Origin of the sequence: Brevundimonas naejangsanensis (assembly GCF_000635915.2) — a bacterium.
GTDB classification, from domain to species: domain Bacteria; phylum Pseudomonadota; class Alphaproteobacteria; order Caulobacterales; family Caulobacteraceae; genus Brevundimonas; species Brevundimonas sanguinis.
Genome location: NZ_CP015614.1, coordinates 553,139 through 579,969, shown reverse-complemented (window position 1 = coordinate 579,969; position 26,831 = coordinate 553,139). Strand labels below are relative to the sequence as shown.

Annotated in this window: 30 protein-coding genes; 17 read left to right on the top strand and 13 right to left on the bottom strand. The window is 66.6% G+C overall.

All coding sequences use genetic code 11. From position 1 onward, the window contains the following. The first annotated feature begins 22 nt into the window (after window positions 1–22). Window positions 23–445 (top strand): DUF2147 domain-containing protein, encoded by a 423-nt coding sequence (locus DA69_RS02805; protein ID WP_025977565.1) that lies wholly within the window; start codon window positions 23–25, stop codon window positions 443–445. A gap of 81 nt (window positions 446–526) precedes the next feature. Here DA69_RS02805 and DA69_RS02800 read toward each other — a convergent pair whose 3' ends face one another. Continuing rightward, window positions 527–2,350: an aminopeptidase P family protein gene (locus DA69_RS02800; RefSeq protein WP_025977566.1), complete on the bottom strand. Its 1,824-nt coding sequence runs from the start codon at window positions 2,348–2,350 to the stop codon at window positions 527–529. Between the two features lie 202 nt (window positions 2,351–2,552). Further along, window positions 2,553–3,419 carry a 50S ribosomal protein L11 methyltransferase gene (locus DA69_RS02795; protein ID WP_025977567.1) on the bottom strand — a complete coding sequence of 289 codons (867 nt, stop codon included), beginning with the start codon at window positions 3,417–3,419 and terminating at the stop codon, window positions 2,553–2,555. Between the two features lie 81 nt (window positions 3,420–3,500). On the opposite strand from DA69_RS02795, the gene DA69_RS14490 reads away from it, so the two are divergent. Beyond that, window positions 3,501–4,025: a hypothetical protein gene (locus DA69_RS14490; RefSeq protein WP_025977568.1), complete on the top strand. Its 525-nt coding sequence runs from the start codon at window positions 3,501–3,503 to the stop codon at window positions 4,023–4,025. A gap of 79 nt (window positions 4,026–4,104) precedes the next feature. Here DA69_RS14490 and DA69_RS02785 read toward each other — a convergent pair whose 3' ends face one another. From DA69_RS02785 to DA69_RS02775, 3 genes are all read right to left on the bottom strand, one after another. Next, complete coding sequence (locus DA69_RS02785; protein ID WP_003167318.1) at window positions 4,105–4,314, bottom strand: DUF3126 family protein; 210 nt, start codon at window positions 4,312–4,314, stop codon at window positions 4,105–4,107. A 90-nt stretch (window positions 4,315–4,404) separates the two neighbouring features. Then, entirely contained in the window at window positions 4,405–5,226 is an 822-nt protein-coding gene (gene cysE, locus DA69_RS02780) for a serine O-acetyltransferase (protein WP_025977569.1), read from the bottom strand. Window positions 5,227–5,254: 28 nt separating this feature from the next. Next, window positions 5,255–5,884, bottom strand: a complete 630-nt coding sequence (locus DA69_RS02775) for an NUDIX domain-containing protein (protein WP_025977570.1) — start codon at window positions 5,882–5,884, stop codon at window positions 5,255–5,257. A gap of 46 nt (window positions 5,885–5,930) precedes the next feature. On the opposite strand from DA69_RS02775, the gene DA69_RS02770 reads away from it, so the two are divergent. Continuing rightward, entirely contained in the window at window positions 5,931–6,533 is a 603-nt protein-coding gene (locus tag DA69_RS02770; RefSeq protein ID WP_025977571.1) for a nitroreductase family protein, read from the top strand. A gap of 175 nt (window positions 6,534–6,708) precedes the next feature. Here DA69_RS02770 and DA69_RS02765 read toward each other — a convergent pair whose 3' ends face one another. Continuing rightward, window positions 6,709–7,533 carry a DUF817 domain-containing protein gene (locus tag DA69_RS02765; RefSeq protein ID WP_029972567.1) on the bottom strand — a complete coding sequence of 275 codons (825 nt, stop codon included), beginning with the start codon at window positions 7,531–7,533 and terminating at the stop codon, window positions 6,709–6,711. 428 nt (window positions 7,534–7,961) lie between these two features. Here DA69_RS02765 and DA69_RS02760 point away from each other — a divergent pair, with 428 nt between their 5' ends. Beyond that, entirely contained in the window at window positions 7,962–8,522 is a 561-nt protein-coding gene (locus tag DA69_RS02760; protein WP_025977573.1) for a hypothetical protein, read from the top strand. 4 nt (window positions 8,523–8,526) lie between these two features. Continuing rightward, a complete protein-coding gene (locus DA69_RS02755; protein ID WP_025977574.1) occupies window positions 8,527–9,285 on the top strand; it encodes a hypothetical protein in 759 nt (252 codons plus the stop codon). Between the two features lie 69 nt (window positions 9,286–9,354). Here DA69_RS02755 and queF read toward each other — a convergent pair whose 3' ends face one another. Further along, window positions 9,355–9,816 (bottom strand): preQ(1) synthase, encoded by a 462-nt coding sequence (queF, locus tag DA69_RS02750; RefSeq protein WP_025977575.1) that lies wholly within the window; start codon window positions 9,814–9,816, stop codon window positions 9,355–9,357. Between the two features lie 201 nt (window positions 9,817–10,017). Here queF and DA69_RS02745 point away from each other — a divergent pair, with 201 nt between their 5' ends. The 5 genes from DA69_RS02745 (at window position 10,018) to DA69_RS02725 (ending at window position 13,302) form a co-directional block, all read left to right on the top strand. After that, window positions 10,018–10,722 (top strand): TonB family protein, encoded by a 705-nt coding sequence (locus DA69_RS02745; RefSeq protein WP_025977576.1) that lies wholly within the window; start codon window positions 10,018–10,020, stop codon window positions 10,720–10,722. A gap of 274 nt (window positions 10,723–10,996) precedes the next feature. Further along, a complete protein-coding gene (locus tag DA69_RS02740) occupies window positions 10,997–11,923 on the top strand; it encodes an NAD(P)H-dependent flavin oxidoreductase (protein WP_025977577.1) in 927 nt (308 codons plus the stop codon). Between the two features lie 35 nt (window positions 11,924–11,958). Beyond that, on the top strand, window positions 11,959–12,651 hold the full coding sequence (locus DA69_RS02735; protein ID WP_025977578.1) for a TorF family putative porin: 693 nt from the start codon (window positions 11,959–11,961) through the stop codon (window positions 12,649–12,651). Window positions 12,652–12,789: 138 nt separating this feature from the next. Beyond that, window positions 12,790–12,921, top strand: coding sequence for a hypothetical protein (locus tag DA69_RS14995; RefSeq protein ID WP_268750900.1), 132 nt, complete (start codon window positions 12,790–12,792; stop codon window positions 12,919–12,921). Window positions 12,922–13,089: 168 nt separating this feature from the next. After that, window positions 13,090–13,302 (top strand): cold-shock protein, encoded by a 213-nt coding sequence (locus DA69_RS02725; protein ID WP_003164457.1) that lies wholly within the window; start codon window positions 13,090–13,092, stop codon window positions 13,300–13,302. Between the two features lie 84 nt (window positions 13,303–13,386). On the opposite strand, the gene DA69_RS02720 is transcribed toward DA69_RS02725, so the two are convergent. Genes DA69_RS02720 through DA69_RS02710 form a run of 3 tightly spaced genes read right to left on the bottom strand, consistent with a single transcriptional unit; the run spans window position 13,387 to window position 17,255 of the window. Continuing rightward, window positions 13,387–14,613, bottom strand: a complete 1,227-nt coding sequence (locus DA69_RS02720; RefSeq protein WP_025977580.1) for a mechanosensitive ion channel family protein — start codon at window positions 14,611–14,613, stop codon at window positions 13,387–13,389. Window positions 14,614–14,668: 55 nt separating this feature from the next. Next, window positions 14,669–15,847: a trans-sulfuration enzyme family protein gene (locus tag DA69_RS02715; RefSeq protein ID WP_025977581.1), complete on the bottom strand. Its 1,179-nt coding sequence runs from the start codon at window positions 15,845–15,847 to the stop codon at window positions 14,669–14,671. Between the two features lie 4 nt (window positions 15,848–15,851). Continuing rightward, complete coding sequence (locus DA69_RS02710) at window positions 15,852–17,255, bottom strand: pyridoxal-phosphate dependent enzyme (RefSeq protein WP_025977582.1); 1,404 nt, start codon at window positions 17,253–17,255, stop codon at window positions 15,852–15,854. A gap of 111 nt (window positions 17,256–17,366) precedes the next feature. Here DA69_RS02710 and rnr point away from each other — a divergent pair, with 111 nt between their 5' ends. Both rnr and DA69_RS02700 read left to right on the top strand, forming a co-directional pair. Beyond that, window positions 17,367–19,682: a ribonuclease R gene (gene rnr / locus DA69_RS02705; RefSeq protein WP_025977583.1), complete on the top strand. Its 2,316-nt coding sequence runs from the start codon at window positions 17,367–17,369 to the stop codon at window positions 19,680–19,682. Between the two features lie 169 nt (window positions 19,683–19,851). After that, window positions 19,852–20,559 (top strand): NUDIX hydrolase, encoded by a 708-nt coding sequence (locus tag DA69_RS02700; RefSeq protein WP_025977584.1) that lies wholly within the window; start codon window positions 19,852–19,854, stop codon window positions 20,557–20,559. A gap of 18 nt (window positions 20,560–20,577) precedes the next feature. Here DA69_RS02700 and DA69_RS02695 read toward each other — a convergent pair whose 3' ends face one another. Then, window positions 20,578–21,192 carry a hypothetical protein gene (locus DA69_RS02695; RefSeq protein ID WP_025977585.1) on the bottom strand — a complete coding sequence of 205 codons (615 nt, stop codon included), beginning with the start codon at window positions 21,190–21,192 and terminating at the stop codon, window positions 20,578–20,580. Between the two features lie 127 nt (window positions 21,193–21,319). Between DA69_RS02695 and rpmG the strand changes: the two genes are divergently transcribed. Further along, window positions 21,320–21,487: a 50S ribosomal protein L33 gene (gene rpmG, locus DA69_RS02690; protein ID WP_003164451.1), complete on the top strand. Its 168-nt coding sequence runs from the start codon at window positions 21,320–21,322 to the stop codon at window positions 21,485–21,487. Between the two features lie 93 nt (window positions 21,488–21,580). On the opposite strand, the gene DA69_RS02685 is transcribed toward rpmG, so the two are convergent. Both DA69_RS02685 and DA69_RS02680 read right to left on the bottom strand, forming a co-directional pair. After that, window positions 21,581–22,942 carry a PleD family two-component system response regulator gene (locus tag DA69_RS02685; protein ID WP_025977586.1) on the bottom strand — a complete coding sequence of 454 codons (1,362 nt, stop codon included), beginning with the start codon at window positions 22,940–22,942 and terminating at the stop codon, window positions 21,581–21,583. Between the two features lie 3 nt (window positions 22,943–22,945). After that, complete coding sequence (locus DA69_RS02680; protein WP_003167338.1) at window positions 22,946–23,311, bottom strand: response regulator; 366 nt, start codon at window positions 23,309–23,311, stop codon at window positions 22,946–22,948. 123 nt (window positions 23,312–23,434) lie between these two features. Between DA69_RS02680 and DA69_RS02675 the strand changes: the two genes are divergently transcribed. From DA69_RS02675 to DA69_RS02660, 4 genes are all read left to right on the top strand, one after another. Then, window positions 23,435–24,709: a DNA polymerase IV gene (locus tag DA69_RS02675; protein WP_025977587.1), complete on the top strand. Its 1,275-nt coding sequence runs from the start codon at window positions 23,435–23,437 to the stop codon at window positions 24,707–24,709. Between the two features lie 54 nt (window positions 24,710–24,763). Next, the gene (locus tag DA69_RS02670; RefSeq protein ID WP_025977588.1) at window positions 24,764–25,222 is read left to right on the top strand and encodes a RidA family protein; all 459 of its coding nucleotides are present in this window, start codon (window positions 24,764–24,766) and stop codon (window positions 25,220–25,222) included. Beyond that, the gene (locus DA69_RS02665) at window positions 25,219–26,364 is read left to right on the top strand and encodes a GNAT family N-acetyltransferase (protein ID WP_025977589.1); all 1,146 of its coding nucleotides are present in this window, start codon (window positions 25,219–25,221) and stop codon (window positions 26,362–26,364) included. The genes DA69_RS02670 and DA69_RS02665 overlap by 4 nt, the downstream gene beginning before the upstream one ends. A gap of 87 nt (window positions 26,365–26,451) precedes the next feature. Further along, the gene (locus tag DA69_RS02660) at window positions 26,452–26,757 is read left to right on the top strand and encodes a CsbD family protein (protein ID WP_025977590.1); all 306 of its coding nucleotides are present in this window, start codon (window positions 26,452–26,454) and stop codon (window positions 26,755–26,757) included. The last annotated feature ends 74 nt before the right edge of the window (window positions 26,758–26,831 follow it).

The following is a 26,831-nucleotide window of genomic DNA, read 5'->3' as shown; positions in this document are numbered from 1 at the left end:
ATCCGCAGCAAGGAAAACGCCGATGAAGACCTCCGTCCTGACGGCGCTCGCCGTCGCCGCCGCCGCCCTCGCTTCTCCCGCCCTCGCCAGCGACCCGACCGGCCTGTGGCAGACCCCGACCAACGGCGGCCAGGTCCGCATCGAGCGCTGCGGCCAGGCCCTGTGCGGCACGCTCGTCACCTCCAGCCACATCCGCGCCGATCCGAACGCCCGCGACGCTCGCAACAAAGACGCCGCCCTGCGCGACCGTCCCTTACGCGGCCTGCGGATGCTGTCGGGCTTCACCGGCGGCCCGACCGAGTGGCGCGGCGGCAGCGTCTACAATCCCGAGGACGGCGGGACCTATCGCGGGACCATCACCCTGACCAACGACAATACGCTGCGCCTGCGCGGCTGCATCGTCGCCCCCCTGTGCAAGACCCAGACCTGGACCCGCGTCCAGTAATCAAGGCGCACAGGCCAACGAAAAACGCCTCCCCCGCGATCGCGAGGGAGGCATCTTCATATCCACGCTTGCGCGCTCGCCTTACAGCGGCGCCGTCTGCGCCTTCAGCCACTCCAGCGCCGCCGCGTCCTTCTGCACGCCCTCGGCCAGCAGAGGCCCGACCTTGGCCAGAACCTCGGCATGATAGGCGTCGACATAGGCCCGCTCGTCCGCCGTCAGCAGCGCTGTGTCGATCAGCTTGCGATCCAGCGGCGCCAGCGTCAGCTGCTCAAAGCCGTGCATCGGCCGCTCGCCGCCCGGAACCTGCGTCGGCTCCGTGACGACCTGCAGCGTCTCGATGCGGATGCCCCACTCGCCCTCGCGGTAATAGCCCGGCTCGTTCGACAGGATCATGCCGGTCAGCAGAGGCTGGTCCGTGCCCCAGCCGGCGATGCGCTGCGGCCCTTCGTGCACGCCCAGATACGACCCCACGCCGTGGCCCGTGCCGTGGTCGAAGTCGAAGCCCGCGTTCCACAGCGGCTGGCGCGCGATGGCGTCCAACTGGCGCCCGCTGGTCCCGGCCGGGAAGCGGATCACCGCCATGGCGATATGGCCCTTCAGCACCAGGGTGAACATCCGGCGCTGATCCGCCGCGCCCTCGCCGATGGCCATGGTGCGGGTCACGTCCGTGGTCCCGTCCAGATACTGGCCGCCGCCGTCCACCAGCAGCAGCGAGCCCTTTTCCATCGGCCGAATCTTGGCCCCGACCGGCTTGTAGTGCGGCAGGGCGCCGTTCGGCCCGACCCCGGCGATGGTGTCGAAGGACAGGTCCTTCAGCATCCCCGTCGCCTCGCGGAAGCCTTCCAGCGCCTCGACCACCGCCCGCTCGTCCGGCAGCTCCTTCTGTGCGACCGTATCGACCCAGTGCAGGAACCGCGTCAGGGCCGCGCCGTCGCGGATGTGCGCCTGACGGGCGCCCTCGATCTCGACGGCGTTCTTGCAGGCGCGCGGCAGGGCGCAGGGATCCATGCCGCGCACGATGTCCGCGCCCGCCGCTTCCAGCCGGTCGAAATACCAGGCCGAGGACACGGCCGGGTCGATCATCACCTTGCGGCCCGCCAGGGCGTCCAGCGCGCCGGGCAGCGCCTCGGGCGCCTCCAGCGTCACGGCGTCGCCTAGCCAGCCGGGCAGTTCATTGGTCACCTTGGCGGGATCGAGGAAAACCTTGGCCGTCCCGTCCGCCTTCACCACCGCCTGGCCCAGCGGCAGGGGGGTGCGGATCACGTCGCCGCCGCGAATGTTGAACAGCCAGGCCAGCGACGACGGCGCCGTCAGCACGGCGACGTCGGCCCCGGCGTCCGCGATGGCCTTGCCGATGCGGGCGCGCTTGGACGCGGCCCCCTCGCCGGAATAGCGGTCCTCATGCGGGACCACCGGCGCCTGCGGCTGGGCCGGGCGAGCGTCGCCCCAAGCCAGATCGATCGGGTTGGCCTCGACCGCCTTCAGCGTCGCCCCGGCCTTCTCGACCGCGCGTTTCAGGGTCGCCAGCGCATCGGGGCTGTGCAGGCGCGGATCATAGCCGATCACCGAACCCGACGGCACGGCCGCCAGCCAGTCGGTCAGCGCGTTCAGCGGCTGGCGCTCGAACAGGGCCTCGTCCGTCTGGGCCTTGGCCTGGACGGTATAGCGGCCGTCGACGAAGACCGCCGCCTTGTCCATCAGCACCACGCCCGCCCCGGCCGAGCCGGTGAAGCCGCTGACCCAGGCCAGCCGCTCATTGGCGTCGGGCAGATATTCGTTCTGATGCTCGTCCTCGTGCGGGACCAGCAGGCCGTCGAGCCCCTGCTTCGCCATCTCGGCGCGGAGCAGAGGCAGGTGCTTGGCCCCGAAGGACGGATCGGTGGTTTCGTCGAATGTCTGGCGCATGAAGCCCATATACTCTCCCTGCAGCGTTTGAGGAGAGGCAAGACATTCTCCCTCCTCGTCCCGGGGAGGGTGGCTGAGCCAAAGGCGAGGCCGGGTGGGGGCGGCAAGGCTATTCGAGCGCCGAGGCCAGGATCACCAGGCCCTCCCCACCCGGTCGCTACGCGACCACCCTCCCCGGGACGGGGAGGGAGAATCGGTGCGCCTACTTCTTACGCAGTTGCAACGCGCTCCACGCGTCATGATGGATCGTCTGCTCCACCACGAAGCCCAGCGGCAGATAGGCCTCCAGAATCCGCTCCTCCTGCGTCCGCAGCAGGCCCGACAGGATCGCGACACCGCCCGACTTCAGCGCCCCGGCGATCTCGGGCGCCAGGAACACCAGCGGCGCGGCCAGGATATTGGCGAACACCAGATCATAGGGCGCGTGCTGGGCGATGCGCGCGTCGCTGAGGCCGTCGGCGAAATAGAACTCGCACTTGGCGTCGTTGATCGCCGCATTCTCATTGGCGATGCGGGCGGAGGGCTCGTCGATGTCGGTGCCGACGGCGATGGGCGAGCCGGTCTTGGCCGCCGCAATCGCCAGCACCCCTGTGCCGCAGCCGACGTCCAGCACCTTTTCGAAGCTCTCGGTTTCCAGCAGCTTGTCGAAAGCCTCCAGACAGCCGACCGTCGTGCCGTGGTGGCCGGTGCCGAAGGCGGCGCCCGCGTCGATCTTCAGATTGACCCGGCCCTCGGGAATCTTGCCCTGATCGTGCGCGCCATAGACGAAGAAGCGCCCCGCCTCGACCGGCGGCAGGCCCGACAGGCTCATGGCCAGCCAGTCGGCGTCCGCCAGCTTCTCGACCACCACTTCCAGGCCCGGGGTGGCGCGCAGGATCTCGGCGATGCCCTCGGCCTCCTCGTCGCTGGTCGGGAAGGCGTCGATGCGCCAGATTTCCTTGTCCTCATCCTCTTCCAGGATCGAGTAGGTGGCGCCTTCCAGCAGGGGGTTGGCGTCGATGGCGGCGGCGGCGGCTTCGGCCGGGGCGCGGTCGCCGCGGGCGATCACCTGAACTGCGGATTCGGACATTTTTCAAACACCGTTATAATAACGAATCGCCAGTGCGGGCTTGGATCACACGCCCGCGTCCAACGAGGGGTCGGGGAGTTTATGGCCAAAGCACCGTCTGAGACGAAACCTGCCGCGAAAGCGGCTTCTGTCGCTTCCAAGCCGAAACCAGCGGCAAAGTCGAGCGCCGCAGCGACAAAAGCTGACGCCAAGCCCAAGACCGTAAAGGCCGCTGCGGCGGCCAAGGCTCCCGCCAAGGCGGCCGCGCCCAAGGCTGAGCCCAAGGCCAAGCCCGCCGCCGCCAAGGCGACGACCGCCAAAGCCGCTCCGGCCAAGAAGCCGGCGGCCGCCAAGACCGCGAAGACGGCCGCCGCCAAGGACGCCGCGCCCAAGAAGGCTGCAGCGCCGAAGAAGGCCCCCGCAGCCAAGCCCGCCGTGAAAGCCGCGCCGTCCGCCTCAGAGGCCAAGGCCGAGCCGGCCGTGGCTGCCGTCGTCGCCCCGGTCGAGCCGCCCGTTCAGGCCACGGCGCCCGCCGCCGCCGCTGCGGCGGTCGAGCCGGTGAAGCCGGTCGACACGCCCGCCCCCGAAAAGAAGAAGGGCTTCTTCGCCCGTCTGTTCGGCTTGTGATCCGGCGCTGAGCGCCAAGAAAAAAGGCCGGAGAGGACGCCCTCTCCGGCCTTTTTCAATTCACGTCGTCAGGCGGGCCTCAGGCCGGCGGCAGGTCTTCCGCCAGGATCGCCATTTCGAACATGTAGGAACCGGCTTCGTCTTCATCCTCGAACACCACGCCGATGAACTCGTCGTCGACATAGACTTCGGCGGAATCGGCCACCTTGCGGCCCTTCACCTTGATGCCGCCGTGGTTGAAGGTGCGCTTCAGGTGCGTCTCGACGCGCTTCAGATCGTTCTCGGTCACGGGGTAGCCTCGTTCAACTCGTTGGCCGCGAAGGGTAGAGAAGCCGTCTGCCGATTGGAAGCCCGGACAGGATCAGCCCACAGCAGAGTCTCAGATCACGAAGTCATAGACGATGTCGGACAGCGTATGGTCCATGGTCCGCGCCGGCGTGGCGTCGGTGGGGCAGTTGACCAGCCGCGCAGGCACCCCCGCCACGGTGCAGCCCGCCGGGACGGGTTTGAGCACCACCGAGCCGGACGCCACCTTGGCGTAGTCGCCGACCGTGATGTTGCCCAGCACCTTGGCCCCGGCGCCCAGCAGGACGCCGCGCCCGATCTTCGGATGGCGGTCGCCGCGCTCGGCCCCGGTCCCGCCCAGGGTCACGGCGTGCAGCATCGACACCTCGTCGCCGATCACCGCCGTCTCGCCGATGACGATGCCCGTGCCGTGGTCCAGGAAGACGCCCGAGCCGATCCGCGCCGCCGGGTGGATGTCCAGTTGGAACAGCTCCGAAATCCGGCTCTGGAAGTGAAACGCCAGGGTGTCGCGGTCCTGGGTCCACAGCCAGTGCGCCACGCGCCAGGCCTGCAGCGCCTGGAACCCCTTGAAATACATGAAGGGTTGCAACAGCGAGCGGATCGCCGGATCGCGCTCCTGCACCGCCTTCAGGTCCGCCTCGGCGGCGGCCACGATGCCCGGATCGGCGGTAAAGGCCGACAGGGCCACCTCGCGCACCGTCATGGCGCCCAGTTCCGCATCGCCCAGCTTGCGCGCGATCTGGAAGCTCAGCGCCCCCGCGAAATCATCGTGCGCCAGCACCACGGCGTTCAGCTGCGACGCCAGGCGAGGCTCCTCGCGCGCAGCGTCCTGGGCTGCGGCGCGCAACTGCGCCCACAGGTCCGGCTGTTGCGGCACGACTTCCAGCTTGGCCATCCGGCTTCCTTCGCATTCGGCGGCGATCTTACGCGCCCAGCATGGAACGCGCCAGCGCGGCGGGCAGTTCGCCCTCCCGCGCCATATGGTAGGCGCGGTAAGCCGTCGCCACCGTCAGGCTGTCGCGCACCGCGCCGCGCGCGATCTCGGCCATCAGTTCGCCGAAGGGCACGCGCGCCGACAGAAAGACCTCCGTCTCGTCCGGCGCCGTCTCGGTCGCCTCAAGCCCCCACGCCACCCAGGTCATCGCCCGCTCGTCGGTGATGGAGTTGGACAAGTCCATGTCCAGCGCCGCGCGCCAGTGCTGCGCCGTCAGTCCCGCCTCCTCGGCCAGTTCGCGCTTCACGGCCTCGAAGGGGTCTTCCCCCTGCGGCGCCCCGCCCTCGGGCATCTCCCAGGAGTAGCGCATCAGGGCGAAGCGGTGCTGCCCGACCAGGCTGACCGTCCCGTCGTCATGCAGCGGCAGCACCCCCGTGCCGACATTCTTGGGCCGCATGACCATATAGTCCGCATCCGCCCCCGTCGGCGCCACGGCGGGATGGCGCGTCACCTGCATCCAGGGCGTATCGACGATCACGCTCGTCCCCAGACTGCGCCACGGCGGCGTGTCAGGCAGGCCCTCGGCCCAGCGAGGCTTGATGTCGCGGATCTTGCTCATGCCCCTGCTATGGCGCCGGAGGCCGGGAAATCCTAGCTAAGCGGCCATGAGCCCGTCAGACCTGTCCGCCCCCCTGCCCCTGCCCGTCCGTTCGCAAGAGCTGCTGTCGCGTCTGGCCGTGCGCCGCTCGGCCTCGGCCCAGCTGCTGAGCCTGCCCGGCCCCTCGGACGCCGAGGTCGAGCAGATCCTGCTCCTGGGCGCCCGCACCCCCGACCACGGCAAGCTGTTCCCCTGGCGCTTCGTCATCCTTGGCCCCCAAAGCCGCGCCGAGCTGTCCGAGGCCATCGCCGTGCTGGGCGAAACCCAGAACCGCACCGGCAAGGAGATCGCCTCCCTGGCCAAGCTGGCCAACCCGCCGCTGACCATCCTGGTCGTCTCGACCCCCATCGAAGGCCACAAGGTTCCGGTGTGGGAGCAGCAGCTGTCCGCCGGCGCCGTCTGCATGAACCTTGAGCACGCCGCCAACGCCCTGGGCTATTGCGCCAGTTGGATCACCGACTGGTACGCCTACGACCCCGCCGCCGTCGCCCTGTTCGGCGTCGAGGACGGCGAGAGCATCGCCGGCTTCATCCACGTCGGCTCCCTGTCCGAGCCCCCGCTGGAGCGCCCCCGCCCCAACCTGGCGCACAAGGTGACGGTCAGGCCGTAACGCCCCTTCTCCCCCTGTGGGAGAAGGTGGCTCGCGCAGCGAGACGGATGAGGGGTGTCAGCGCCCCGGCATCCGATTACGTCATCTGGCGAGCACAGGCGGCAAACGCCCCGCCGCCGCCCCTCATCCGAGCGCCTCCGGCGCCCGCCTTCTCCCACAAGGGGAGAAGGCCTTCCTACCCCGCCTCCTCCTCCGGCCGGTGCACGATCGACACCAGCACCACCGAGATGATCATCAGCAGGAACCACGCCCCCAGCTTGTTCAGGCTGACCATCTCCCATCCGTCGCTCTGCCCCGGATAGACCCAGGCCCGCGCGAACGTCCCCAGGTTCTCCGCGAACCAGATGAACAGCGCCACCAGCCCATAGCCCAGCAGCAGCGGCATCGACCGCCGCGTCCGGTCGGCGGTGAAGTAGAACCACCCCCGCATGAACAGCAGCCCCGTCGCCGCGAACAGCGCCAGCCGCACGTCCGGCAGCCAGTGGTGCGCAAAGAAGTTGACGTAGATCGCCGCCGCCAGCACCCACGTCGTCCACAGCGGCGGATAGTTCCGCACCCGGATATGGAAGATGCGCTGCACCCGCGCGATGTAGCTGCCCACCGCCGCATACATGAAGCCCGAGAACAGCGGCACGGCGCCGATCCTCAGCACCGACTCTTCCGGATAGATCCACGACCCGTGATAGGTCTTGAACAGCTCCATGATCGTCCCGGCGACATGGAACAGGAAGATGACCCGCGCCTCCTCCCAGCTCTCCAGCCGGAAGGCCAGCATCAGCGCCTGTATCCCCAGCGCCCCCAGCACCAGAAAATCATAGCGCGCCAGCGGCGCCCCACCTTCAGGCCACAAGACGGGCCAGAACAGAAACGTCCCCAGGATCAGCGCCAGCATCGCCCCGCCGAACAGACACGCCCACCCCTGCTTCAGCCCGAACCACAGGAACTCATAGGCGTATCGACGAAGCCGCGAGCGGTCGGCCCACGCCTCCGCGCGCGTCATCAGGCGACGACCCCAAGCTTCGAGCGGGAGGCGGGGGGATGGAGTCATGTGCGGAGACTAAGGAGAAACATCAAAAAAAGCATCAGAACAAGCTTGTCAGACCGACAGCGGCTGAGCGCCAGGGGGCAACATTAGGACCACGTCCGAGACCGAACCTTGCCAACTGGCTCCGGCGCTCGACGCCCCCCGCCTCCCCCGCGCGGGCATCCTAGGACAATATACCATGACACGCACATTCAGATCACACCACATGACGGTGTATTTTATTGAATTAAAACAATATTTTTTCCAATACGTGCTGCGTGGTAAGAATATGGACTGCTTCAGTCAGGGTCACCTGCAACCAACTTTGCAAATCTTTCTACACACTCTTGACAGCCCGACACTTCCAACCGATTTTTGGTACAAAGCTAGAACGGAGTATCGCAATGGACGAGAGTGAAGGTGCCGACCCGATCAAAGAGCTATCGGCAATGAAGTCTCTACACGAGGCGTTGCTGCCTCTGTCGCCGGAGGGGCGTAGCCGTGCGATCGCATGGGCAGTAGGCGCGTTGGAAGTGCCCATGTCAGGGGCAGGCGGCAATTCGATCCACAGTGGTACGAACCGCGACACGGACTCTGATGAAGGTGAAGACGCGGCATCACCAGCCGGTGGCGCTCGGAGGTCGAGCGCCTTTACTGAGTTCGCGGATCTGCTTGGTGAAGCGCAGCCTCAGACGGATGCCGACAAGGCGCTGGTTGGAGGCTACTGGTTTCAGGTCGTCGGAGGTGCTGAGGACTTCACGTCGCAGGCCGTGAACGATAAACTCAAGGATACCGGCGAGGCCGTCGGAAATATCACTCGGGCTATGGATAAGCTGAAGTCTTCGAAGCCGCAGCTCGTCCGACAGCTATTGAAGTCGGGCAAGTCGCAACAGGCCCGCAAAAAATTTAAGCTGACAACCGCCGGCATCCAAGCGGTGGAACGTATGCTGAAGAGCGAGGCTTAGATCCATGGCGGAGGATCGGATCGTCGCCGCCATCGAGGCTATGGTTGGCGACAAGTTAGCTAGAGAGCTGGTCCGTGACTTCCGCAAGATGCGAGCGGATCTCGCGACCAAGACCTTGGAACGCGCCTCCCCCGGGAAGTTTGTGGAGACCTTCGTTCAATGCCTCCAGCAGATAGCTTCGGGGACGTACGACGCAGTTCCAAAGGTCGATCATTATCTCGACAAGGTGGCCGCGACACAAGGCAAGCTGCCCGAGAGCCTTCGGATTACGGCACCAAGGATAGCGCGATCCGTCTACACCGTTCGCAACAAGAGAAATATTGCGCATAAAGGCGAAGTAGACCCGAACACGATCGACTTAGCTTATGCACATCATGCGGCTGCATGGATCATGGCGGAGCTTGTCCGCATTTCGACGGCGATCAGCATGGAGGAGGCCGGGCGTCTAATCGCGCTCCTGCAAGCTCCAGTTGGCGACTTGGTGGAGGAGATCGATGGCGTCCGGCTGGTGCACGGGGACCTTAGCGTCAGGTCAGAGCTACTCATCCTCTTGCATAGCCACTATCCCGACGCTGTGCCGCTGGCTGTCGTGAAAGCGAGCCTTAGTCGGCGCGGGCCATCGACAGCAGGCAATAAGTTGCGAGAGCTGGAGCAGGCCAAGTTCGTTCACGGTGACTCCAAGGTCGGCTACCGTTTGACGAGCGCCGGCTTCAAGGAGGCAGTGGCTGAAATCCAAACCTTAGTGAAGCCAGAGGCTGCCTAGTCGCGGGCGACAAAGCAGATTTTCAGAACGTCCCTGTTGAGTCACAAACAGAACTCCCGTGACTAACCCTCACCCCCGCCCGCGATACCCCGCCACGCCCTGATCCGGCAGCCACACGCCCTCCAGCGGCGCGCCCGTCTGCCAGAAGACGTCGATGGGGATGCCGCCGCGCGGATACCAATAGCCGCCGATGCGCAGCCATTTCGGTTGCAGCAGCTCGGCCAGGCGCTTGCCGATGGCGACGGTGCAGTCCTCGTGGAAGGCGCCGTGGTTGCGGAAACTGGTCAGGTACAGCTTCAGGCTCTTGCTCTCGACCAGCCAGTCGCCGGGCACATAGTCGATGACGAGGTGGGCGAAGTCGGGCTGGTTCGTCACCGGGCACAGGCTGGTGAACTCCGGCGCGGTGAAGCGCGCCACATAAAGCGTGTCGGCGTGCGGATTGGGCACGCGCTCCAGCACCGCCTCTTGCGGGTTCGTCGGGGCGGCGGTCTGGACGCCGAGCTGGCTGAGGCTGTCGGTATAGTGGGTCATGCCCGCCATTTAGGCCTTCGCCCCGCCAAAGAAAACGCCGCCCCCGCTGCAATCGGCCATCCCCCGGTTTCACCTGTGCTAGACTGCGCCCCGGCCGAGGGAGACCGGCCGTGCGGTGACGAGGCGATTTCAGACGATTCAGACGAATTGGACTCTCTTTTTTCCGCAGAGACATTTCGGCGGCCTGTTTCAGGAGCATCCATGATCTTGCCCACCAAGCTTGGCTTCGCCTTGAGCGCGCTGGTGATCGCATCAGGCGTCGCCGCCCTGCCCCCGGCGTCTTCGGCCCAGGAGGCCGATCAGGCCTTGGCGCCCCCGCGCTGGAGCGTCCCGCCGCAGGCCTCGGTCGATGACTTCCCCGAAGCGGCCCTGCAGGCGGACGTCAGCGGCGCCGCCGTGATCGCCTGCGACGCCGCGCCGGACGGCCGGCCCGTCAACTGCGAAGTCCGTTCCGAAACGCCGCCGGGCATGGGTTTTGGTCCGGCCGCCTTGGGCATCGTCCAGCGCGGGCGCGTGGTGGTCAGCGATGGCGGCGCTGACGCGGCCTCTCGCCGTTTCGCCGTCCGCGTGCCGTTCAATCTCGCCCCCGAGCCGCCCCCGCAGGAACCGCCCCGGACGTTGGCCAACATTGAATCACGATGGCTGACGCCGCCCCAGCCGAAGGCGTCGGATTATCCGCAAAGGGCGGTCGATCGCGGTCTTTCCGGCGGCGCCGCCGTCCGTTGCGAAGTGGCGCTCTCAGGCAAGCCGACCAACTGCGTCGTGATCGGCGAGGTTCCTCGCGGCAGCGGCTTCGGCGAGGCGGCCGTCAAAATCGTCCTTCGCGGCCGGCTGGACCCCGCCACGATCAAACCCGAAGAGGTCGGATCGACCTTCGTCGTCACCGTGCCCTTCAGCATCCACTGATGCGAATTTCAGACGAATTGGACTCTCTTTTTTCTCCTTCTCCCCTTGTGGGAGAAGGTGGGCGCCGGAGGCGCTCGGATGAGGGGTGTCGGCGCGAGGTTTGCTGTCCTGCGCCTGTCCCGTGCGATCATCGGCCGCCAGGGCGCTCACACCCCTCATCCGTCAGGCTCCGCCTGCCACCTTCTCCCACAAGGGGAGAAGGGCGCTGGAACGCATTGCCTTCCCTGACGACAGCCGGTTAGCGTAGCCAAAAGCAACTCAGGAGAGACGACCCGTGGCCATTCCCGCTTCCCTGCAGTCCGGCCTGAAGCTGCCGGTGATCGCCTCGCCCATGTTCCTGGTGTCGGGGCCGGATCTGGTGGTGGAGGCCTGTAATGCGGGCGTGATCGGCACCTTCCCCTCGCTGAACCAGCGCACGACCGAGGGCTATCGGGAGTGGCTGCACGAGATCAAGGCGCGCCTGAACCCCGACGCCGCCGCCTTCGGCGTCAACCACATCGTCCACCCGACCAATCCGCGCCTAATGACCGACATGATGGTCTCGGTCGAGGAGAAGGTGCCGCTGATCATCACTTCGCTGGGCGCCGTGCGCGACGTGGTGGACGCGGTGCACGGCTATGGCGGCGTGGTCTTCCACGACATCGCCAATGTGCGTCATGCGCGCAAAGCCGCCGAGGCCGGCGTCGACGGCCTGATCCTGGTCGCCAACGGCGCGGGCGGACACGCAGGCGTCGTCAACCCGTTCGCCCTGATCAACGAAGTGCGCAGCTTCTACGACGGGACCATCATCCTGGCGGGCGCCATCTCGACCGGTCAGGACGTGGCGGCGGCGCTGATGATGGGCGCCGACTTCGCCTATATGGGCACTCGCTTCATCGCCACGACCGAGAGCGCGGCCCAGCCACACTACAAGGAGATGATCGTCCAGGCGGGCTCGGCCGACATCACCTACACCCCCGCCGTGTCGGGCATCCCGGCCAACTTCCTGACCCCGTCGCTGGTCGAGAACAACATCGACCCCAAGTCCCTGCCCGAGCACAAGCTGGACATGGGCGAAGAGGCGAAGGCCTGGAAGACCGTCTGGTCGGCCGGTCAGGGGTCGGGCGCCATCCACGACGTGCCGACCACGGCCCAGCTTGTCGCTCGGCTGACGGACGAGTTTTCGCAGGCCTGTGATAAATTCGACAAGAAGCGTCTCTAGGAAGCGGCCTCGACACTCCCCTGACGAGGCCGACCATGCGCATCCTGACGACCGCCCTTTTGGCGACCGCCCCGCTCCTGATCCTAGCCTCGACGGCCCAGGCCCAGGACATGCCCGGCCGCTGGAGCTTCAGCGCGGGCGCCGCCAGCGACAACCGCTCCAAGGACGCCTCCAAGTCCGACGGCGATCCCTTCGTCTGGGGCGCGGCCGAGTGGGAAAGCGACAGCGGCCTCTTCTACGTCAGCCCCGCCGCCGAAACGATCAAGAGCGGCGGCTCGGAGCTGGAGCTGGAGCTGACCGGCGGGGTGCGTCCGCAGTGGGCCGGCTTCGACTTCGACCTGAACGCCGCGCACAAGTGGCGGGTGGACGCCGCCCCCGGTTATGACGCCAACGCCTGGGAATTCACGGCCGACATGAAGCGCTCGATCGGCCCGGCCAGCGCCCGCCTGCGGCTGCAGCACTCGCCCGACGGCGCCGGTTCGGTGAAGGCCTGGACCTGGGTCGCCCTGCGCGGCGGCTGGGACTTCACCGACAAGCTGAACGTCTCGGCCGAGATCGGCCGCCGCGAGCAGGACGAGAGCGTCGACTACACCGGCTACAACATCGGCGCGACCTACGCCCTGACGTCCAATCTGGAGGCCGAACTGCGCTGGCACGGCACGAACGCCAAGGTTCCGGGCGAGCAATACGCCGACGCCCTGGTGGCGGGAATCAGCGTCTATTTCTGACCGGCCGCGCCGCGTTTCAGGCGCCGGTTTCATCTTTGCCGCGAAAAGGCTTAGGCTGACGCCATGACTTTTCGACCGACGACTTTGGAACGTGCGTACCAACTGGCCCAAAGCGGCGCCTGCCGGACGGTAGGCGATGTGAAACAAGCCCTGAAGACCGAGGGGTATGAGCGGATCCAGGATGCCCTGTATGGCTCGACCATCACCTCGGCCCTGCGTAAATTATGTCAGGAGAACTGGGTCTCGCCCCCCGAAACCGCCGAGCCCTGAACCGCGCCCCTTGCATTAGGACGAGGAACGGTCCACTTTATCGGGGTCGATCTCACTGCGTAACGCTCTGCCTTCTGCCCCGCGCACCGAGGTCTAAGCCGATCCATACAGACCCGACAGGCCATCAGGGACGTTCTCTGAGGCCAACTTCTAGCGGAGGTCCTGAAAATGGCTACCGGCACTGTTAAATGGTTCAACTCCACCAAGGGCTACGGCTTCATCCAGCCGGATGACGGCGGCAAGGACGTTTTCGTCCACATCTCGGCCGTCGAGCAAGCCGGCCTGCGCGGCCTGGACGAAAACCAAAAGGTTTCGTACGAAATCGAGCGCGACCGTCGCTCGGGCAAGGAATCGGCCGGTCAACTGAAGACCGAAGGCTGATCCAGCCGTCCCCTCCCCGTCGGCAACGACGGGCGTAGGCGACAAGGATTGAAGCGCGCAGAGGTCGCCCTCTGCGCGCTTTTCTTATGCGGGTTTCAACTGGCCGAAGTCGGCGCCGCTGGGCGACTGAAACAGGCGCAGACCGAATTCGGGCAGGATCGCCAGCAGGTGATCGAAGATATCGCCCTGGATCGCCTCATACTCGGCCCAGGCGACCGTGGCGGTGAAGGCGTAGATCTCCAGCGGCAGGCCCGTCTCCGTCGGCTGCAGCTGGCGCACCAGCAGGGTCATGTCCTGGCGGATGCGGGGGTGGTTCTCCAGATAGTTCTGCACATAGGCCCGGAACGCGCCGATGTTGGTCGAGCGGCGCATATTGACGGGGTCCCGTCCCGCCGCGACCAGCTTGGCGTTCCAGTCGGCCATCTCGACGGCCTTGTCGGCCAGGTAGTCGTCGATCAGGAGGAAGCGCCGCATCCGATCGCGCTCGGCCTCGGTCAGGAAGCGCGCGCTGGTCTGGTCGATCAGCAGGGCGCGCTTGATCCGGCGCCCGCCGCTTTCCTGCATCCCGCGCCAGTTCTTGTAGGACTCATTGATCATCCGCCATGTGGGGATGGTGGTGACGGTCTTGTCCCAGTTCTGAACCTTCACCGTGTGCAGGGCGATGTCGATGACGTCCCCGTCGGCGTTGACCTGAGGCATCTCGATCCAGTCGCCGACGCGCAGCATGTCGTTGGAGTTCAACTGAACCGACGCCACCAGTGACAGGATCGTGTCCTTGAACACCAGCATCAGCACCGCCGCCAGCGCGCCCAGGCCCGACAGAAGCAGCAACGGCGAGCGGTCGATCAGCGCCGCGATCACCAGAATGGTGGCGACGGCGTAGATGACGATCTTCAGGACCTGGAGATAGCCTTTGATGCTGCGTCGATGCGCGCGCGGCGAGCGGGCGTAGATGGCGTTGGCCATGTCCAGCGCGGCGCCGATGCCGACAGCCACCGCCACGATCATAAAGGCCCCAGCCACATTCTGGATCAGAGTGAAGACGCCGGGCGATAGATGGGGCACGCCGCCGATGCCCCGGTAGATGATGATGGCTGGAACGACGCGGGTGAAGCTGCGGACCACCGGCTGCAACAGGACGTCGAGATCCTGCACCGCCCGCCCGACGACCTTCAGGATCAGTCGGGTCAGGACTCGGCGGACGACAAAGTCCGCAATAAGGGCGACAAGGACAAGAAGACAGAGCCCGATCAGCATCTCCGCCGTCGGGAACTCCGCCAGGCGCTCGCGCATGGCGTCAAAATTAAACATGGCCGCAGCCTAGGCAGGCTGGCCGGGGATTTGAACCCCGGCGCCTCAATCAGTCTCAGCCGATGGCCTGATCCAGATCGGCGATCAGGTCGTCGATGTCCTCGACCCCGACCGAAAGGCGGATCAGGTTGTCAGTGACGCCGCCCGCCTCGCGCACCTCTTTCGGCACGCTGGCGTGGGTCATGATGGCCGGGTGGTTCACCAGGCTTTCGACGCCGCCCAGCGATTCCGCCAGGGTGAAGACCTGCACCCGTTCCAGCACGCGTTTGGTGCGCTCCAGGTCGCCGTCGATCAGCAATGTGACCATGCCCCCGAAGCGGCCGTTCATCTGGCGCGCGGCGAGTTCGTGCTGCGGGTGGCTGATCAGGCCCGGGTAGAGCACCTTGGCGACGCCGCCATTCTTCTGATCGGCCCGGTCTTCCAGCCAGCGGGCCACGGCCAGGGCGTTCTCATTGTGCGCCTTCATGCGCAGGCCCAGCGTCTTCAGCCCCCGATTGGCCAGGAAGGCGTCGAACGGCCCCATGACGCCGCCGATGGAGTTCTGCAGGAACTTCAGCTGGGCCGCCATCTCGGCGTCCTTGGCGACCAGAACCCCCCCGACGATGTCGGAGTGGCCGTTCAGATATTTGGTCGCCGAGTGCATGACCACATCGGCGCCCAGCGCCAGCGGCTGCTGGCTCCACGGCGTGGCGAAGGTGTTGTCGACGACCAGGATCAGTTGGTGCGCCTTGGCGATCCGCGACAGGGCCTCGATGTCGGCCAGCTTCATCAGCGGGTTGGTCGGCGTCTCGACCCATAGCATCCGGGTCTTGTCGGTGATCGCCGCCTCGACCGTCGCCAGATCGGTCAGGTCGATATAGCTGAAGTCCAGCCCCATCGACCGACGGCGCACCCGCTCGAACAGCCGCCATGAGCCGCCATAAAGATCGTCGCCGGTGATGATGTGCGACCCGGCGTCCAGCAGCTCCAGCGCCGTCGAGGTCGCCGCCATGCCCGAGCCGAAGCCGAAGGCCTGAACCCCGCCCTCCAGATCGGCGATGCAGGCCTCGAACGCCTCGCGCGTCGGGTTCTTGCCGCGGGCGTATTCATAGCCCTTGTTCACGCCGGGGCTTTCCTGCGCATAGGTCGAGGTGGCGTAGATCGGCGTCATCACCGCGCCCGTCGTCGGGTCCGGCCGCTGGCCCGCATGGATGGCGCGGGTCGAGAAGCCCTGGCGGTTCTTCAGTTCAGACATGGGCTTACCGGTTCAGGCTGAGGTGGTTGATCAGGTCGGTGCGGGTGATCAGGCCGACGAAGCTCTCGCCGTCCAGCACAATGGCCACGCGGTCTCGGTCAAAGACCGGGATCAAGGCGTCCAGCGACTCCGTCACCTGCAGCGTGTCCAGATCGCGCGTCATGGCCGAGGCGACCGGCTTGGCGAAGCGTTCTTGGCGGGTGATGTCGTCGGTGTTCATGATGTGGACGATGTCGCTCTCGTCCAGAATGCCGACCAGACGACCGTCCTGAATGACCGGCAGTTGCGACAGGCCGTCGCCGCGCATCCGCTTGAAGGCCGTGTCCAAGGTGTCGTCAGGCCCGATCACCACCACGTCGCCGGCGGCGTATTTGCGGTTGATGAGGTCCGACAGGTCGCCGTGCAATTCCCGCTCCGCCAGCCCCTGGTCGGCCAGCCAGGCGTCGTTGTAGACCTTGGACAGATATTTGGCGCCGGTGTCGCAGACGAAGGTCACGACCCGCTTCGGCTCGGTCTGCTCGCGGCACCAGCGCAGGGCCGTGGCGATCAGGGTGCCCGAGGATGACCCCGCCAGAATGCCTTCCTTCAACAGCAGCTCGCGCACCGTGGCGATCGCCTCGGCGTCGGGGATGGAATAGGCGACGTCGATCAGGTCGGGATCGGTCGTCTCGGGCATGAAGTTCTGACCGATGCCTTCGACGGTATAGCTGCCGTCCGGCCCCGGCACGCCTTCGTTGATCAGGCCCGCCAGCGCCGAACCGACCGGGTCGGCCAGGATGATCTTGGCGTCCGAGCCCTGCGCCTTCAGATAGCGGGCGATGCCCGTGATGGTGCCGCCCGAGCCGATACCGGCGACGAAGGCGTCGACCTGACCTTCCATCTGCTCGAAGATTTCGGGGCCGGTCGTCTTGAAGTGGGCCTCGGAGTTGGCGTCGTTGGCGAACTGGTTGACGAAATAGCCGCCCGGAATTTGCTGGGCCAGGCGCTCGGCCATGTCGGTGTAGTATTCGGGGTGGCCATGCGGCACGTCCGAGCGGGTCAGGCGCACGTCGGCGCCCATGGCGCGCAGGTGCTGGATCTTCTCCTTCGACATCTTGTCGGGGATGACCAGCAGAACCTTGTAGCCCTTCTGCTTGCCGACCAGGGTCAGGGCCAGGCCGGTATTGCCCGCCGTGGCCTCGACAATGGTGCCCCCGGGCTTCAGCCAGCCCGCCTTCTCAGCGGCCTCGATCATCGACAGGGCGATGCGGTCCTTGATGGAGCCGCCGGGGTTCTGGCTCTCCAGCTTCAGGAACAGGCGGCATGGCCCGGTGTCGATCCGCGTCACCTCCACCATCGGCGTCTTGCCGATCAGGTCCAGCAGGGACTTGGCCGGACGGCTGAGAACAGGGGCGTCGGTCATCGACATGAGAGCAGGCTCCGTTGCACGGGTGACTTGTGAAGCTGGGCGTCCGCCCCTCTGCGGTCAACTCCTGCAAGTTTTCACCCTTTCGGCGCGAAGCGCGTTAGAAAGGGCGCAATGGTCAAGACTCCGAAACGCCCCGCTGCGGGCCTGCCCGACAAAGAATCCCTGATCGCCTTCCTGCGTGAGGCCGGAGAAGCCGAAAAGGCCGACATCGCGCGCGCCTTCGGCCTGAAAGGCGCCGAGCGGCGCCAGATGCGCGAAATGCTGAAGGAGTTGGAGGCCGAGGGCCGGCTCAGCAAACGCGGCCGCAAGGGCTTTTCCGAGGTCGGCGCCCTGCCCCCGGTCGGCGTCGCCGACGTGGTGGATCGCGACGCCGACGGCGAGCTTTACGTTCAACTGGTCAAGGGCGGCGAGGACGCGCCGCGTGCGATCCTGATGCCCGACCGCGAAGGGCGCGGCCCGGCGCCCGGCATGGGCGACCGCCTGCTGGTCAAGTTCAGCCAGGGCGTCGACGGCTGGGAGGCGCGTCTGGTCAAACGGCTGGACACCGGCGGAAACCGGGTTCTGGGCGTCATCCGCAAGGGCGGGCGCGAGACGCGGGTCGAGCCGGTCGACAAACGCTCCAAGGATGTTCTGCTTGTGCCGGCCGCCCAGGCGGCGGACCTGCGCGACGGCGATCTGGTGCTGGCCGCCATCGAAAAGGGCGAGCATCGCTACGGCCCCAAGCGCGGCAAGATCCTTGAGAATATCGGGCGTGAAGACGACCCGCGCGCCGCCTCCATCATCGCCATCCACGCCCACGGCGTGCCGACTGGCTTCTCTGAAGCCGTGGAGCGCGAGGCCGAGGATCAGGACGTGCCGACGCTGAAAGGGCGTGAAGACCTGCGCCACGTCCCCTTCATCACCATCGACCCCGCCGACGCGCGCGACCATGACGACGCCGTCTATGCCGAGCGCGACGAAGACCCGGCCAATGCGGGCGGCTGGATCGTCTGGGTCGCGATCGCCGACGTCGCCGCCTATGTGCGCCCGAACACGGCCTTGGACCGCGAGGCGCGGGCCAAGGGCAACTCGACCTACTTCCCTGACCGGGTCGAGCCGATGCTGCCCGAGGTCCTGTCCAACGGCCTGTGCAGCCTGAAGCAGGGTGAGAACCGCGCCTGCATGGCCGTGCGCATGGTCTTCGACAAGGACGGCCGCAAGACCGGGCACAAGTTCACGCGCGGGCTGATGCGCTCGCACGCCAAGCTGTCCTACGAACAGGCGCAATCCGCCATCGACGGCCTGCTGGACGACGCCACCGGGCCGATCATGGAGGCCATCCTCTACCCGCTGTGGAACGCCTATCGCACCATGTTGAAGGGCCGCGAGCGCCGCAGCCCCCTGGCCATCGAAAGCCCCGAGCGCCGCATCATCATGTCACCCGACGGCGGCATCGCCGGCATCGAGCCGCGCAAGTCGCTGGAAGCCCACCGCCTGATCGAAGAGATGATGATCCAGGCCAACGTCTGCGCCGCCGAGACGCTGGAGAAAACGCACACGCCGCTGATCTATCGCGTCCACGACACGCCCAGTCAGGAAAAGATCTTCAACCTGGCCGACTTCCTGCACACCATTGGAAAACCCTGGAACAAGGGCGAGGCGCCGAACACCAAGCGCTTCAACAAGCTGCTGGAGGAAACCCGCGACACCCCGCACGCCGAGGTCGTCAACGAAGTCGTCCTGCGCACCCAGATGCAGGCCATCTACAGCCCCGAGAACGTCGGCCACTTCGGCCTGCACCTGGACCGCTACGCTCACTTCACCTCGCCCATTCGGCGCTATTCCGACCTGATCGTCCATCGCGGGCTGATCCGGGGGCTGAAACTGGGGTCGGACGGCCTGACGGACCGGGAAATCGCCGAACTGGGCGGCATCGCCGAGCACGTCACCGAGACCGAACGCCGCTCCATGGCGGCCGAGCGCGACGCGATGGATCGCTACATCGCCGCCTTCCTTGAGGAACACGTCGGCGCGACCTTCAGCGGCCGGATCACCGGCGTCACCCGCTTCGGCCTGTTCATCCGGCTGGACGAGACGGGCGCCGACGGCCTGGTGCCGGTCTCGACGCTGGGCGACGAATACTTCACCCACGACGACCGCGCCCACGCCCTGGTCGGCGAGCGCAGCGGCAAGCGCTTCCCGCTGGGGCGCCGCGTCGAAGTCCGGCTGATGGAAGCCACGCCCGTCACCGGCGGTCTGGTGCTGGAAATGCTGTCCGAACCGGACCCGCGCGACCCCAACGCCCCGGCCCCGCGCTATGGCATGCGCGGGAGAGGCGGCGACGGCCCGCCCAAGCGTGGGAAGGGCCGCCCCGGCGGGCCCAAACCCCGCAACGGCGCCAAGCCCTCCGGCGGCCTGAAGGGCGTCAGAAAGGGCAAGCGGCGTTGAATAATCTCATGTCCCTTCTCCCCTCGGGGGAGAAGGTGGCCTGCGAAGCAGGTCGGATGAGGGGGCTCTATCCGCAAGCAAAACGACTGATGGTGACGACGCAGCCAGCGTCCCCCTCATCCGTCTCGCTGCGCGAGCCACCTTCTCCCCCGAGGGGAGAAGGACATCCATGAAACCTCTCCCCTTCGACGCGGCCCAAGACCTGGCCGACGCGCCCCGCACCGGCGGCGCCCAGCGCCCCAAGGACGCCGCCACCCTGATCCTGACGCGCGGGGCAAAACGGCCCGAAGTGCTGATGGGCCGCCGCGCGCCGGGCCATGTCTTCATGGCGTCGAAATGGGTGTTTCCGGGCGGGCGCATCGAGCGGGCGGATTTCACCGCAGCGGACGCCGGCCCCTTATCGCATGACGCTGCACGCCGGCTGGAGGCGGAAATGCCCGCCCGGCGCGCCCGCGCCCTGGCCCTGGCCGCCGTACGCGAGACGTTTGAAGAGACGGGGCTGATCCTGGGGCGCCCCGCGCCGGCGGCCTCGGTCGCCGGGCCGTGGCGGGAGTATCGCCAGGCCGGCGCCCTGCCCGATCTGTCGGTGCTGTCCTATGTGGCGCGGGCCATCACGCCGCCGGGCCGATCGCGCCGCTTCGACGCCCGCTTCTTCATGGCGCCGGTCGAGGCCCTGCGCGACCCGGACCGCATCGAAGGCTCAGGCGAACTGGACGAGATCGCCTGGATTGCGCTGGACGAGGCGCAAGGGCTGGACCTGCCCGCCATTACCCGCTTCGTGCTCAGCGAGGTGGCCGAGCGGCTGGAGACGCCTCAGCGCCCCCTGCCCTTCGTGCATATGGCGCGCGGCCGCCACGTCATCGACCATCAGGACTGACGCGGCGGCCTCAAGGCCTTATTCGGCGACCGGCTTGGTCAGGTCGAAATGGACCTGGAAGTGGCGGTTCGGCCGACGCAGTTCATAGGTGAAGGTCTTGTCGGGATGGACCTCCATCGCCCAAACGTTGGTCGTCGAGACCGAGGCGTCGTTGGCGTTGAACAGGTCGATGGATTCCTGATCGACCGGGAACTCCTGACGCTCGGCCGTGCCTTCGTTCGCCGTGTCGCCGCCGTACCAGTGCAGCGGATCGGTCTTGCCGTCCGGCTGGCGGTGATCGTGCTTCAGGCGCAGGCCCGAATCGGTGCGGGTCACCACCCAGGTGCGCGAGCGGTCTTCGCCGACCCAGAAGGGGATGCGGATCTCGTCCGCCGAACAGTCGCGCACGTGCATCAGCAGGCGCTTGCCGGCGAAATCGGAATCGGCGGCCTCGTTCGTGACGACCTTGCCCTCGAATCGCTGGCCGCACAGGGCGGTCAGATTGGCGAAGAAGGCGTCCTGCGCCGTGGCTGGGGCCTCAGCAGTCGCAGCCGCCGGAGCGGCAGGCTCGGACGAGCAGGCGGAAAGGGCCAGACCAGCGGCGAGAACGGCGGCGGAAAGGGCGGAGGCGGGCTTGAAGCAGGGCTTTTTCATGGCGAAACACTAGCGTCTGTATGGCCAGGCTCAACGCGACATCGAAGCCGTTGACTTTGAGCCTGTCCTGGGTATGTTCCGCGCCTCTTATTTCAAGCGGCTTTCGCCGTCGCAGAGGTTAATTCCGATGGCCAAACCGGCTTCCATCAAGATCCGCCTGAACTCCACCGCCGACACCGGCTTCTTCTACGTCACCAAGAAGAACGCGCGCACGATGACCGAGAAGATGGTCGTCAAGAAGTACGACCCGGTCGTCCGCAAGCACGTCGAGTTCAAGGAAGGCAAGATCAAGTAAGGGCTTCGCCCTCCGCTTGAATCTGCAAGAATCGAAACGCCCGGTCGCACGACCGGGCGTTTTTCTTTGGTCGTTTGTTAGAGCGAGGCTGCGTCAGGCGGCCCGAGCTACGACGCGGTCGCGCCCCTGAGCTTTCGCCTCATAGACGCCCTCATCGGCCCGTTTGAGCAGCGCCTCGGGCGTGTCGTCCATGCCCAGACTGGCCGCCACGCCGACCGAAACGGTCACGCCAAGCACATCCCCGCCGCTGATACGGAAGGGGGCCGCCCCCACGTCGCGGCGAATACGTTCGGCGATGCGATGTGCGTCTTCCAGCGTCGTGCCCGGCATGACCACCACGAACTCCTCGCCGCCGAACCGACAGGGCAGATCGACCGCGCGCACATTGGTCGCCAGCCGCACCGAAAACTCGCGCAGCACCTCGTCGCCCACGTCATGCCCGAAGGTGTCGTTCACAGCCTTGAAGTGGTCGATGTCCAGCACCAGCACCGCCACCGGGTCCCCGCCCCGCGCGGCGCGCGCGACAAGAGCCTGAAGCTGGCCAGTCATGTAGCGGCGGTTGTGCAGACCCGTCAGAGGGTCGGTGAGCGCCAATTCCAGGCTGTAATCCAGCTTATCGCGCAGGAAGTCGCCGTACCGTTTGCGCTTCACCTGGGTGCGGACCCGCGCCGACATCTCTTCGGGGTCGACGGGGCGGGCGAGGATGTCGTGCGCGCCCAGATCCAGCGCCTTCAGCAGACGCGGCCGGTCATGGGTGTCGATCAGCGCCAGGATGGGGATGCGGCGCATCGCCTCCTTGGACCGCAGCTGAGCGATCAGTCGAAGGCCGTCGAACCCTTCGGACGACACATTGACGATCACCAGATCGACCGATCCGCGCGCCGCATCCAGACCGTCGGCTAGCGTGTCCGCAATCATGGGACGGTGCTCGATCGACAGCTCGCGCGCGATCATCTCGGCCTGAAGCTCATTGTCGTCGACGACCAGAACCCGGCCGCCCGAGCCCTTCAGATGGCCGACGCCGCCTGCGTCCATGCCCAGGCGGCGGCTGCTTTCCTCGCGCTCACGCAGTTCATCCATGACCATTTTCAGGCGCGTCAGGCTCTTGACCCGCGCCATCAGGATCACGTCGTCCAGCGGCTTGGACAGGAAGTCGTCAGCGCCTGCTTCCAGTCCCCGGATGCGGTCATGACGCCCGTCCAGGGCCGTCACCAGCACCACCGGGATATGACGCGTCTCCTCGGCGGCCTTGAGGCGGCGGCAGGTCTCGAACCCGTCCATGCCGGGCATCATGACGTCCAGCAGGATCAGGTCGGGCTGTTCGTCCTGGGCGATGCGCAGGCACGAGGTCCCGTCGCCGCAGGTCAGGACGTCATAGTATTCAAGAGTCAGCTTGGCTTCGAGCAGACGGACGTTCGCCTCTACGTCGTCGACCACGAGAATTCGCGCACTCATCCCCTACCCCAGGTGCTTCCGCACCGTTTCCAGGAAGGAGATGACGGAAATCGGCTTGGAGATGTAGGCCTCGCAGCCCCCCTGACGAATTCGTTCTTCATCACCCTTCATGGCGAAGGCGGTAACGGCGATGACGGGTATATGGTTCAGCTCTTCATCGTCCTTGAGCCATTTGGTCACCTCGAGCCCCGAAATCTCCGGCAGCTGGATATCCATCAGGATCAGATCAGGGCGATGCTCGCGCGCAATCGCCAGCGCCTGCAGCCCTTCGCGGGTCTGCAGCACTTCGTACCCCTGAGAATCGAGCAGATCATGAAATAGCTTCATGTTCAGCTCGTTATCCTCGACGATGAGGATCTTCTTGGACATCCGCCACCCGGCTGTTGCGCCTCTGGTTCATTCGCTTTCGCGTCGGGCTGTTACGCCTTCTTGGGTGCACTGTGGGCGCGTCAGTCTTAAGTTGACGTGAAGCTGAGGAAACGGAGTTCGGGTTTGGCCATAACGGCCCTTTGTCGCGACTGCCTGTGGACCGGCGACCGCAAGGTCGCGCGGTGCCCGTCGTGCACGTCGCGCCGGGTGATCGCCCATGACGAACTGAGCGATCTGCACATCGCCCACCTGGACTGCGACGCCTTCTACGCCTCGGTCGAAAAGCGCGACCGACCCGAACTGCGCGACAGGCCCGTGATCGTCGGCGGCGGCAAGCGCGGCGTCGTCTCCACCGCCTGCTATGTGGCGCGGCTGTACGGCGTCGGCTCGGCCATGCCGATGTTCAAGGCGCTGAAGGCCTGTCCCGACGCCGTGGTCATCAAGCCGGACTTCGCCAAATACAATGCCGAGAGCGCGCGCATCTTCGGCGCCGTGCAGCGCCTGACGCCGCTGGTTCAGACCCTGTCGCTGGACGAGGCGTGGATCGATCTGAAGGGCACCGAGCGGCTGAACGGCGGGCCGCCCGCCTTCCAGTTGGCGCGCCTGCAGAAATGGATCGAGGATGAGACGGGGCTGAGCGTCTCCATCGGCCTGGCGCCCAACCGCTTCCTGGCCAAGATCGCGTCTGAACTGGACAAGCCGCGCGGCTTTTCCGTCATCGGCGCGGCGGAGGCGCAAGGTCTGCTTGCGCCGCGCCCTGTGACCACCCTGCCCGGCGTCGGGCCAGTGTTCGGCCGCACCCTGCGCTCGGACGGCTTCGCCACCATCGGCGATCTGGCCGCCGCCGAGGTGAAGGATCTGGTCCGGCGGTATGGCGAGACGGGCCTGCGGCTGCACGATCTCAGCCACGCCCGCGACAGCCGCCCGGTGAACCCCGACCACGACCGGCGCGGCATGAGCGCCGAGACCACCTTCAACGAAGACCTGATCGCCGCCGAAGCGCTGGAGGCCGAACTGTGGCCCCTGTGCGAGAAGCTGGCCTCCAAGGCCCGCCGAGACGGCGTCGCCAGCCGCGTGCTGGTGCTGAAGCTGCGCAAGACGGACTTCAAGATCGTCACCCGCCGCATCACCCTGGCTGAGCCCGTGCAGACGGCGCGGGCCCTGTTCGCCGCCGGGCGAGACCTGCTGAAACCCGAAATCGGCGTGCCCTACAGGCTGATCGGCATCGGCATGGCTGACATCGCCGACGCCCACGACGCGCCAGCCAGCCTGTTCGCCACGGCCGAGACCCGCGCCCTGAAGACCGAGACCGCCATCGACGCCCTACGCGACAAGTTCGGGGCGGGCGCCGTCGTCGCGGGGCGCGCTCTGAAACGTCCCAACGAACGCCCCGGATGACGCGGCCGCCGCGCCGCGCTAAACCCCGTGCACCCTTTCATACGGAGTCGCCCCATGAGCATTCACGCCCGCATTGCTGAACTCGGCATCACCCTGCCCGAGCCCGCCAAGCCGGTCGCCAGCTATGTCTCCTACGTCCGCTCGGGCGAGCAGATCTTCATCTCGGGCCAGCTGTCGAACGACGCCAATGGCGGCATCAAGGGCACCGTCGGCGTTGACGTGACCCCGGAGCAGGCCGCCGAGGCCGCCCGTCTGTGCGGCGTCAACCTGCTGGCCCAGATCAACGCCGCCGTCGACGGCGACCTGGATCGCGTGGTCCGCATCGTCAAGCTGGGCGGCTTCGTCCAGGCCGGGCCGGACTTCGAGGCCATCCCCGCGGTCATCAACGGCTGCTCGGACCTGATGGTCCAGGTCTTCGGCGACGCCGGCAAGCACTCGCGCTCGGCCGTCGGCGTGTACAAGCTGCCGCTCGGCTTCGCCGTCGAAGTGGACGCCGTCATCGAGGTGAAGTGAGCTTCACCCTTCAGGTTCACGACGGGATCGCCGCGATAGGCCGGGACGCGTGGGACGCCTGCGCGGCCCCGACCGGCGATCCCTTCGTCTCCTACGACTTCCTCGACGCCTGCGAGGCGTCCGGCAGCGCCGTCCCGTCTGAAGGCTGGGCGGCGCGCCACCTGTCCCTGCACGATGAAGACGGGGCCGTGATCGGCGTCATGCCCCTTTATCTGAAGGGTCATAGCCAGGGCGAGTACGTCTTCGACCACAGCTGGGCCGACGCCTATCAGCGCGCAGGCGGGCGCTACTATCCCAAGCTGCTGGGGGCTGTGCCCTTCACCCCCGCGACGGGCCCACGGTTTCTGAATGCGCCGGGGACGGACGCCGTCGTGGTGCGTGAAGCGCTGCTGCAAGGCGCATTGACGCTGACCGAGCGGCTGGGCGTGTCGTCCCTGCACGTCAACTTTCCCCTAGAGGCCGAATGGCGCGCCATGGCCGAAGCGGGCCTGCTGCCGCGCCGCGACATCCAGTTCATCTGGCGCAACGACGGCTATCAGAGCTTCGACGACTTCCTGGCCGCCCTGTCTTCCAACCGGCGCAAGACCATCCGGCGCGAGCGGCGTGAGGCGCAAGCCGGCCTCGACATCCGCGTGCTGACGGGCGCCCAGATCGCCGAGGCGCATTGGGAGGCCTTCTTCGCCTTCTACATGGACACGGGCGACCGAAAATGGGGACGGCCCTATCTGACGCGCGACTTCTTCGCCCGCGTCGGCGCGACCATGGCTGACCGCATCGCCCTGGTGATGGCGTTTGAAGGCGAGACGCCGGTAGCCGGGGCGCTGAATTTCATCGGACGGGATGCGCTTTACGGACGCCAGTGGGGGACGCTGGTCGACCGGCCCTTCCTCCATTTCGAGCTTTGCTATTATCAGGCCATCGACTTCGCCATCTCGCGCGGCCTGTCGCGTGTCGAGGCGGGGGCGCAAGGAGAGCACAAGATCGCGCGCGGCTACCTGCCCTCGCCCGTCTATTCCGCCCATTTCATCGCCGATCCGGCGCTGCGCGATCCTGTCGCCCGCTACCTCGACAACGAGCGCCCGGCGGTCGAGGCCGAGATGGACGCGATGACGGCGGCTCTGTCGCCCTATCGCGCCCGCTGACAGGGCGTCGCATCGCGAATTTCTACGGAACTTGCTGCGTCGCAATACGCTTTCCCTGTGAGTACCCTCCTCACATCAGGAATCACCATGACCGATCAACGTATCGAAGGCGTCGCGACCGAACTGCAAGGCAAGGCCCAGAACGGCCTCGGTCGCGTGACGGGCGACAGCAAGCTCCAAGTCGAAGGCAAGCTGAACGAGGTCAAGGGCAAGGCGCTCGACGCCTATGGCCGCGTCATCGACGGCCTCGACGGCATGGTCGACAAGGCCCCCGTCGACCTGCGCGACCCGGCCCGCAAGGGCCTGGACTTCGCCCGCCGCAAACCCCTGCTGACCACCGGCATCATCGCCGGCGCGGCGATGCTCTTGGGCGCTCTGGGCCGTCGCCGTTAAACAAAGCCCTCTCCTCTTGCGGGCGAAGGCGGCTCGCGAAGCGTGACGGATGAGGGGTTGCGAGGCATCCAAGT

Coding starts and splice junctions, on each gene's coding strand:
- DA69_RS02805 (WP_025977565.1), top strand. CDS start 23: ATGAAGACCTCCGTCCTGACGGCGCTCGCCGTCGCCGCCGCCGCCCTC.
- DA69_RS02800 (WP_025977566.1), bottom strand. CDS start 2,350: ATGCGCCAGACATTCGACGAAACCACCGATCCGTCCTTCGGGGCCAAG.
- DA69_RS02795 (WP_025977567.1), bottom strand. CDS start 3,419: ATGTCCGAATCCGCAGTTCAGGTGATCGCCCGCGGCGACCGCGCCCCG.
- DA69_RS14490 (WP_025977568.1), top strand. CDS start 3,501: ATGGCCAAAGCACCGTCTGAGACGAAACCTGCCGCGAAAGCGGCTTCT.
- cysE (WP_025977569.1), bottom strand. CDS start 5,226: ATGGCCAAGCTGGAAGTCGTGCCGCAACAGCCGGACCTGTGGGCGCAG.
- DA69_RS02775 (WP_025977570.1), bottom strand. CDS start 5,884: ATGAGCAAGATCCGCGACATCAAGCCTCGCTGGGCCGAGGGCCTGCCT.
- DA69_RS02770 (WP_025977571.1), top strand. CDS start 5,931: ATGAGCCCGTCAGACCTGTCCGCCCCCCTGCCCCTGCCCGTCCGTTCG.
- DA69_RS02765 (WP_029972567.1), bottom strand. CDS start 7,533: ATGACGCGCGCGGAGGCGTGGGCCGACCGCTCGCGGCTTCGTCGATAC.
- DA69_RS02760 (WP_025977573.1), top strand. CDS start 7,962: ATGGACGAGAGTGAAGGTGCCGACCCGATCAAAGAGCTATCGGCAATG.
- DA69_RS02755 (WP_025977574.1), top strand. CDS start 8,527: ATGGCGGAGGATCGGATCGTCGCCGCCATCGAGGCTATGGTTGGCGAC.
- queF (WP_025977575.1), bottom strand. CDS start 9,816: ATGACCCACTATACCGACAGCCTCAGCCAGCTCGGCGTCCAGACCGCC.
- DA69_RS02745 (WP_025977576.1), top strand. CDS start 10,018: ATGATCTTGCCCACCAAGCTTGGCTTCGCCTTGAGCGCGCTGGTGATC.
- DA69_RS02735 (WP_025977578.1), top strand. CDS start 11,959: ATGCGCATCCTGACGACCGCCCTTTTGGCGACCGCCCCGCTCCTGATC.
- DA69_RS02725 (WP_003164457.1), top strand. CDS start 13,090: ATGGCTACCGGCACTGTTAAATGGTTCAACTCCACCAAGGGCTACGGC.
- DA69_RS02720 (WP_025977580.1), bottom strand. CDS start 14,613: ATGTTTAATTTTGACGCCATGCGCGAGCGCCTGGCGGAGTTCCCGACG.
- DA69_RS02715 (WP_025977581.1), bottom strand. CDS start 15,847: ATGTCTGAACTGAAGAACCGCCAGGGCTTCTCGACCCGCGCCATCCAT.
- DA69_RS02710 (WP_025977582.1), bottom strand. CDS start 17,255: ATGTCGATGACCGACGCCCCTGTTCTCAGCCGTCCGGCCAAGTCCCTG.
- rnr (WP_025977583.1), top strand. CDS start 17,367: ATGGTCAAGACTCCGAAACGCCCCGCTGCGGGCCTGCCCGACAAAGAA.
- DA69_RS02700 (WP_025977584.1), top strand. CDS start 19,852: ATGAAACCTCTCCCCTTCGACGCGGCCCAAGACCTGGCCGACGCGCCC.
- DA69_RS02695 (WP_025977585.1), bottom strand. CDS start 21,192: ATGAAAAAGCCCTGCTTCAAGCCCGCCTCCGCCCTTTCCGCCGCCGTT.
- rpmG (WP_003164451.1), top strand. CDS start 21,320: ATGGCCAAACCGGCTTCCATCAAGATCCGCCTGAACTCCACCGCCGAC.
- DA69_RS02685 (WP_025977586.1), bottom strand. CDS start 22,942: ATGAGTGCGCGAATTCTCGTGGTCGACGACGTAGAGGCGAACGTCCGT.
- DA69_RS02680 (WP_003167338.1), bottom strand. CDS start 23,311: ATGTCCAAGAAGATCCTCATCGTCGAGGATAACGAGCTGAACATGAAG.
- DA69_RS02670 (WP_025977588.1), top strand. CDS start 24,764: ATGAGCATTCACGCCCGCATTGCTGAACTCGGCATCACCCTGCCCGAG.
- DA69_RS02660 (WP_025977590.1), top strand. CDS start 26,452: ATGACCGATCAACGTATCGAAGGCGTCGCGACCGAACTGCAAGGCAAG.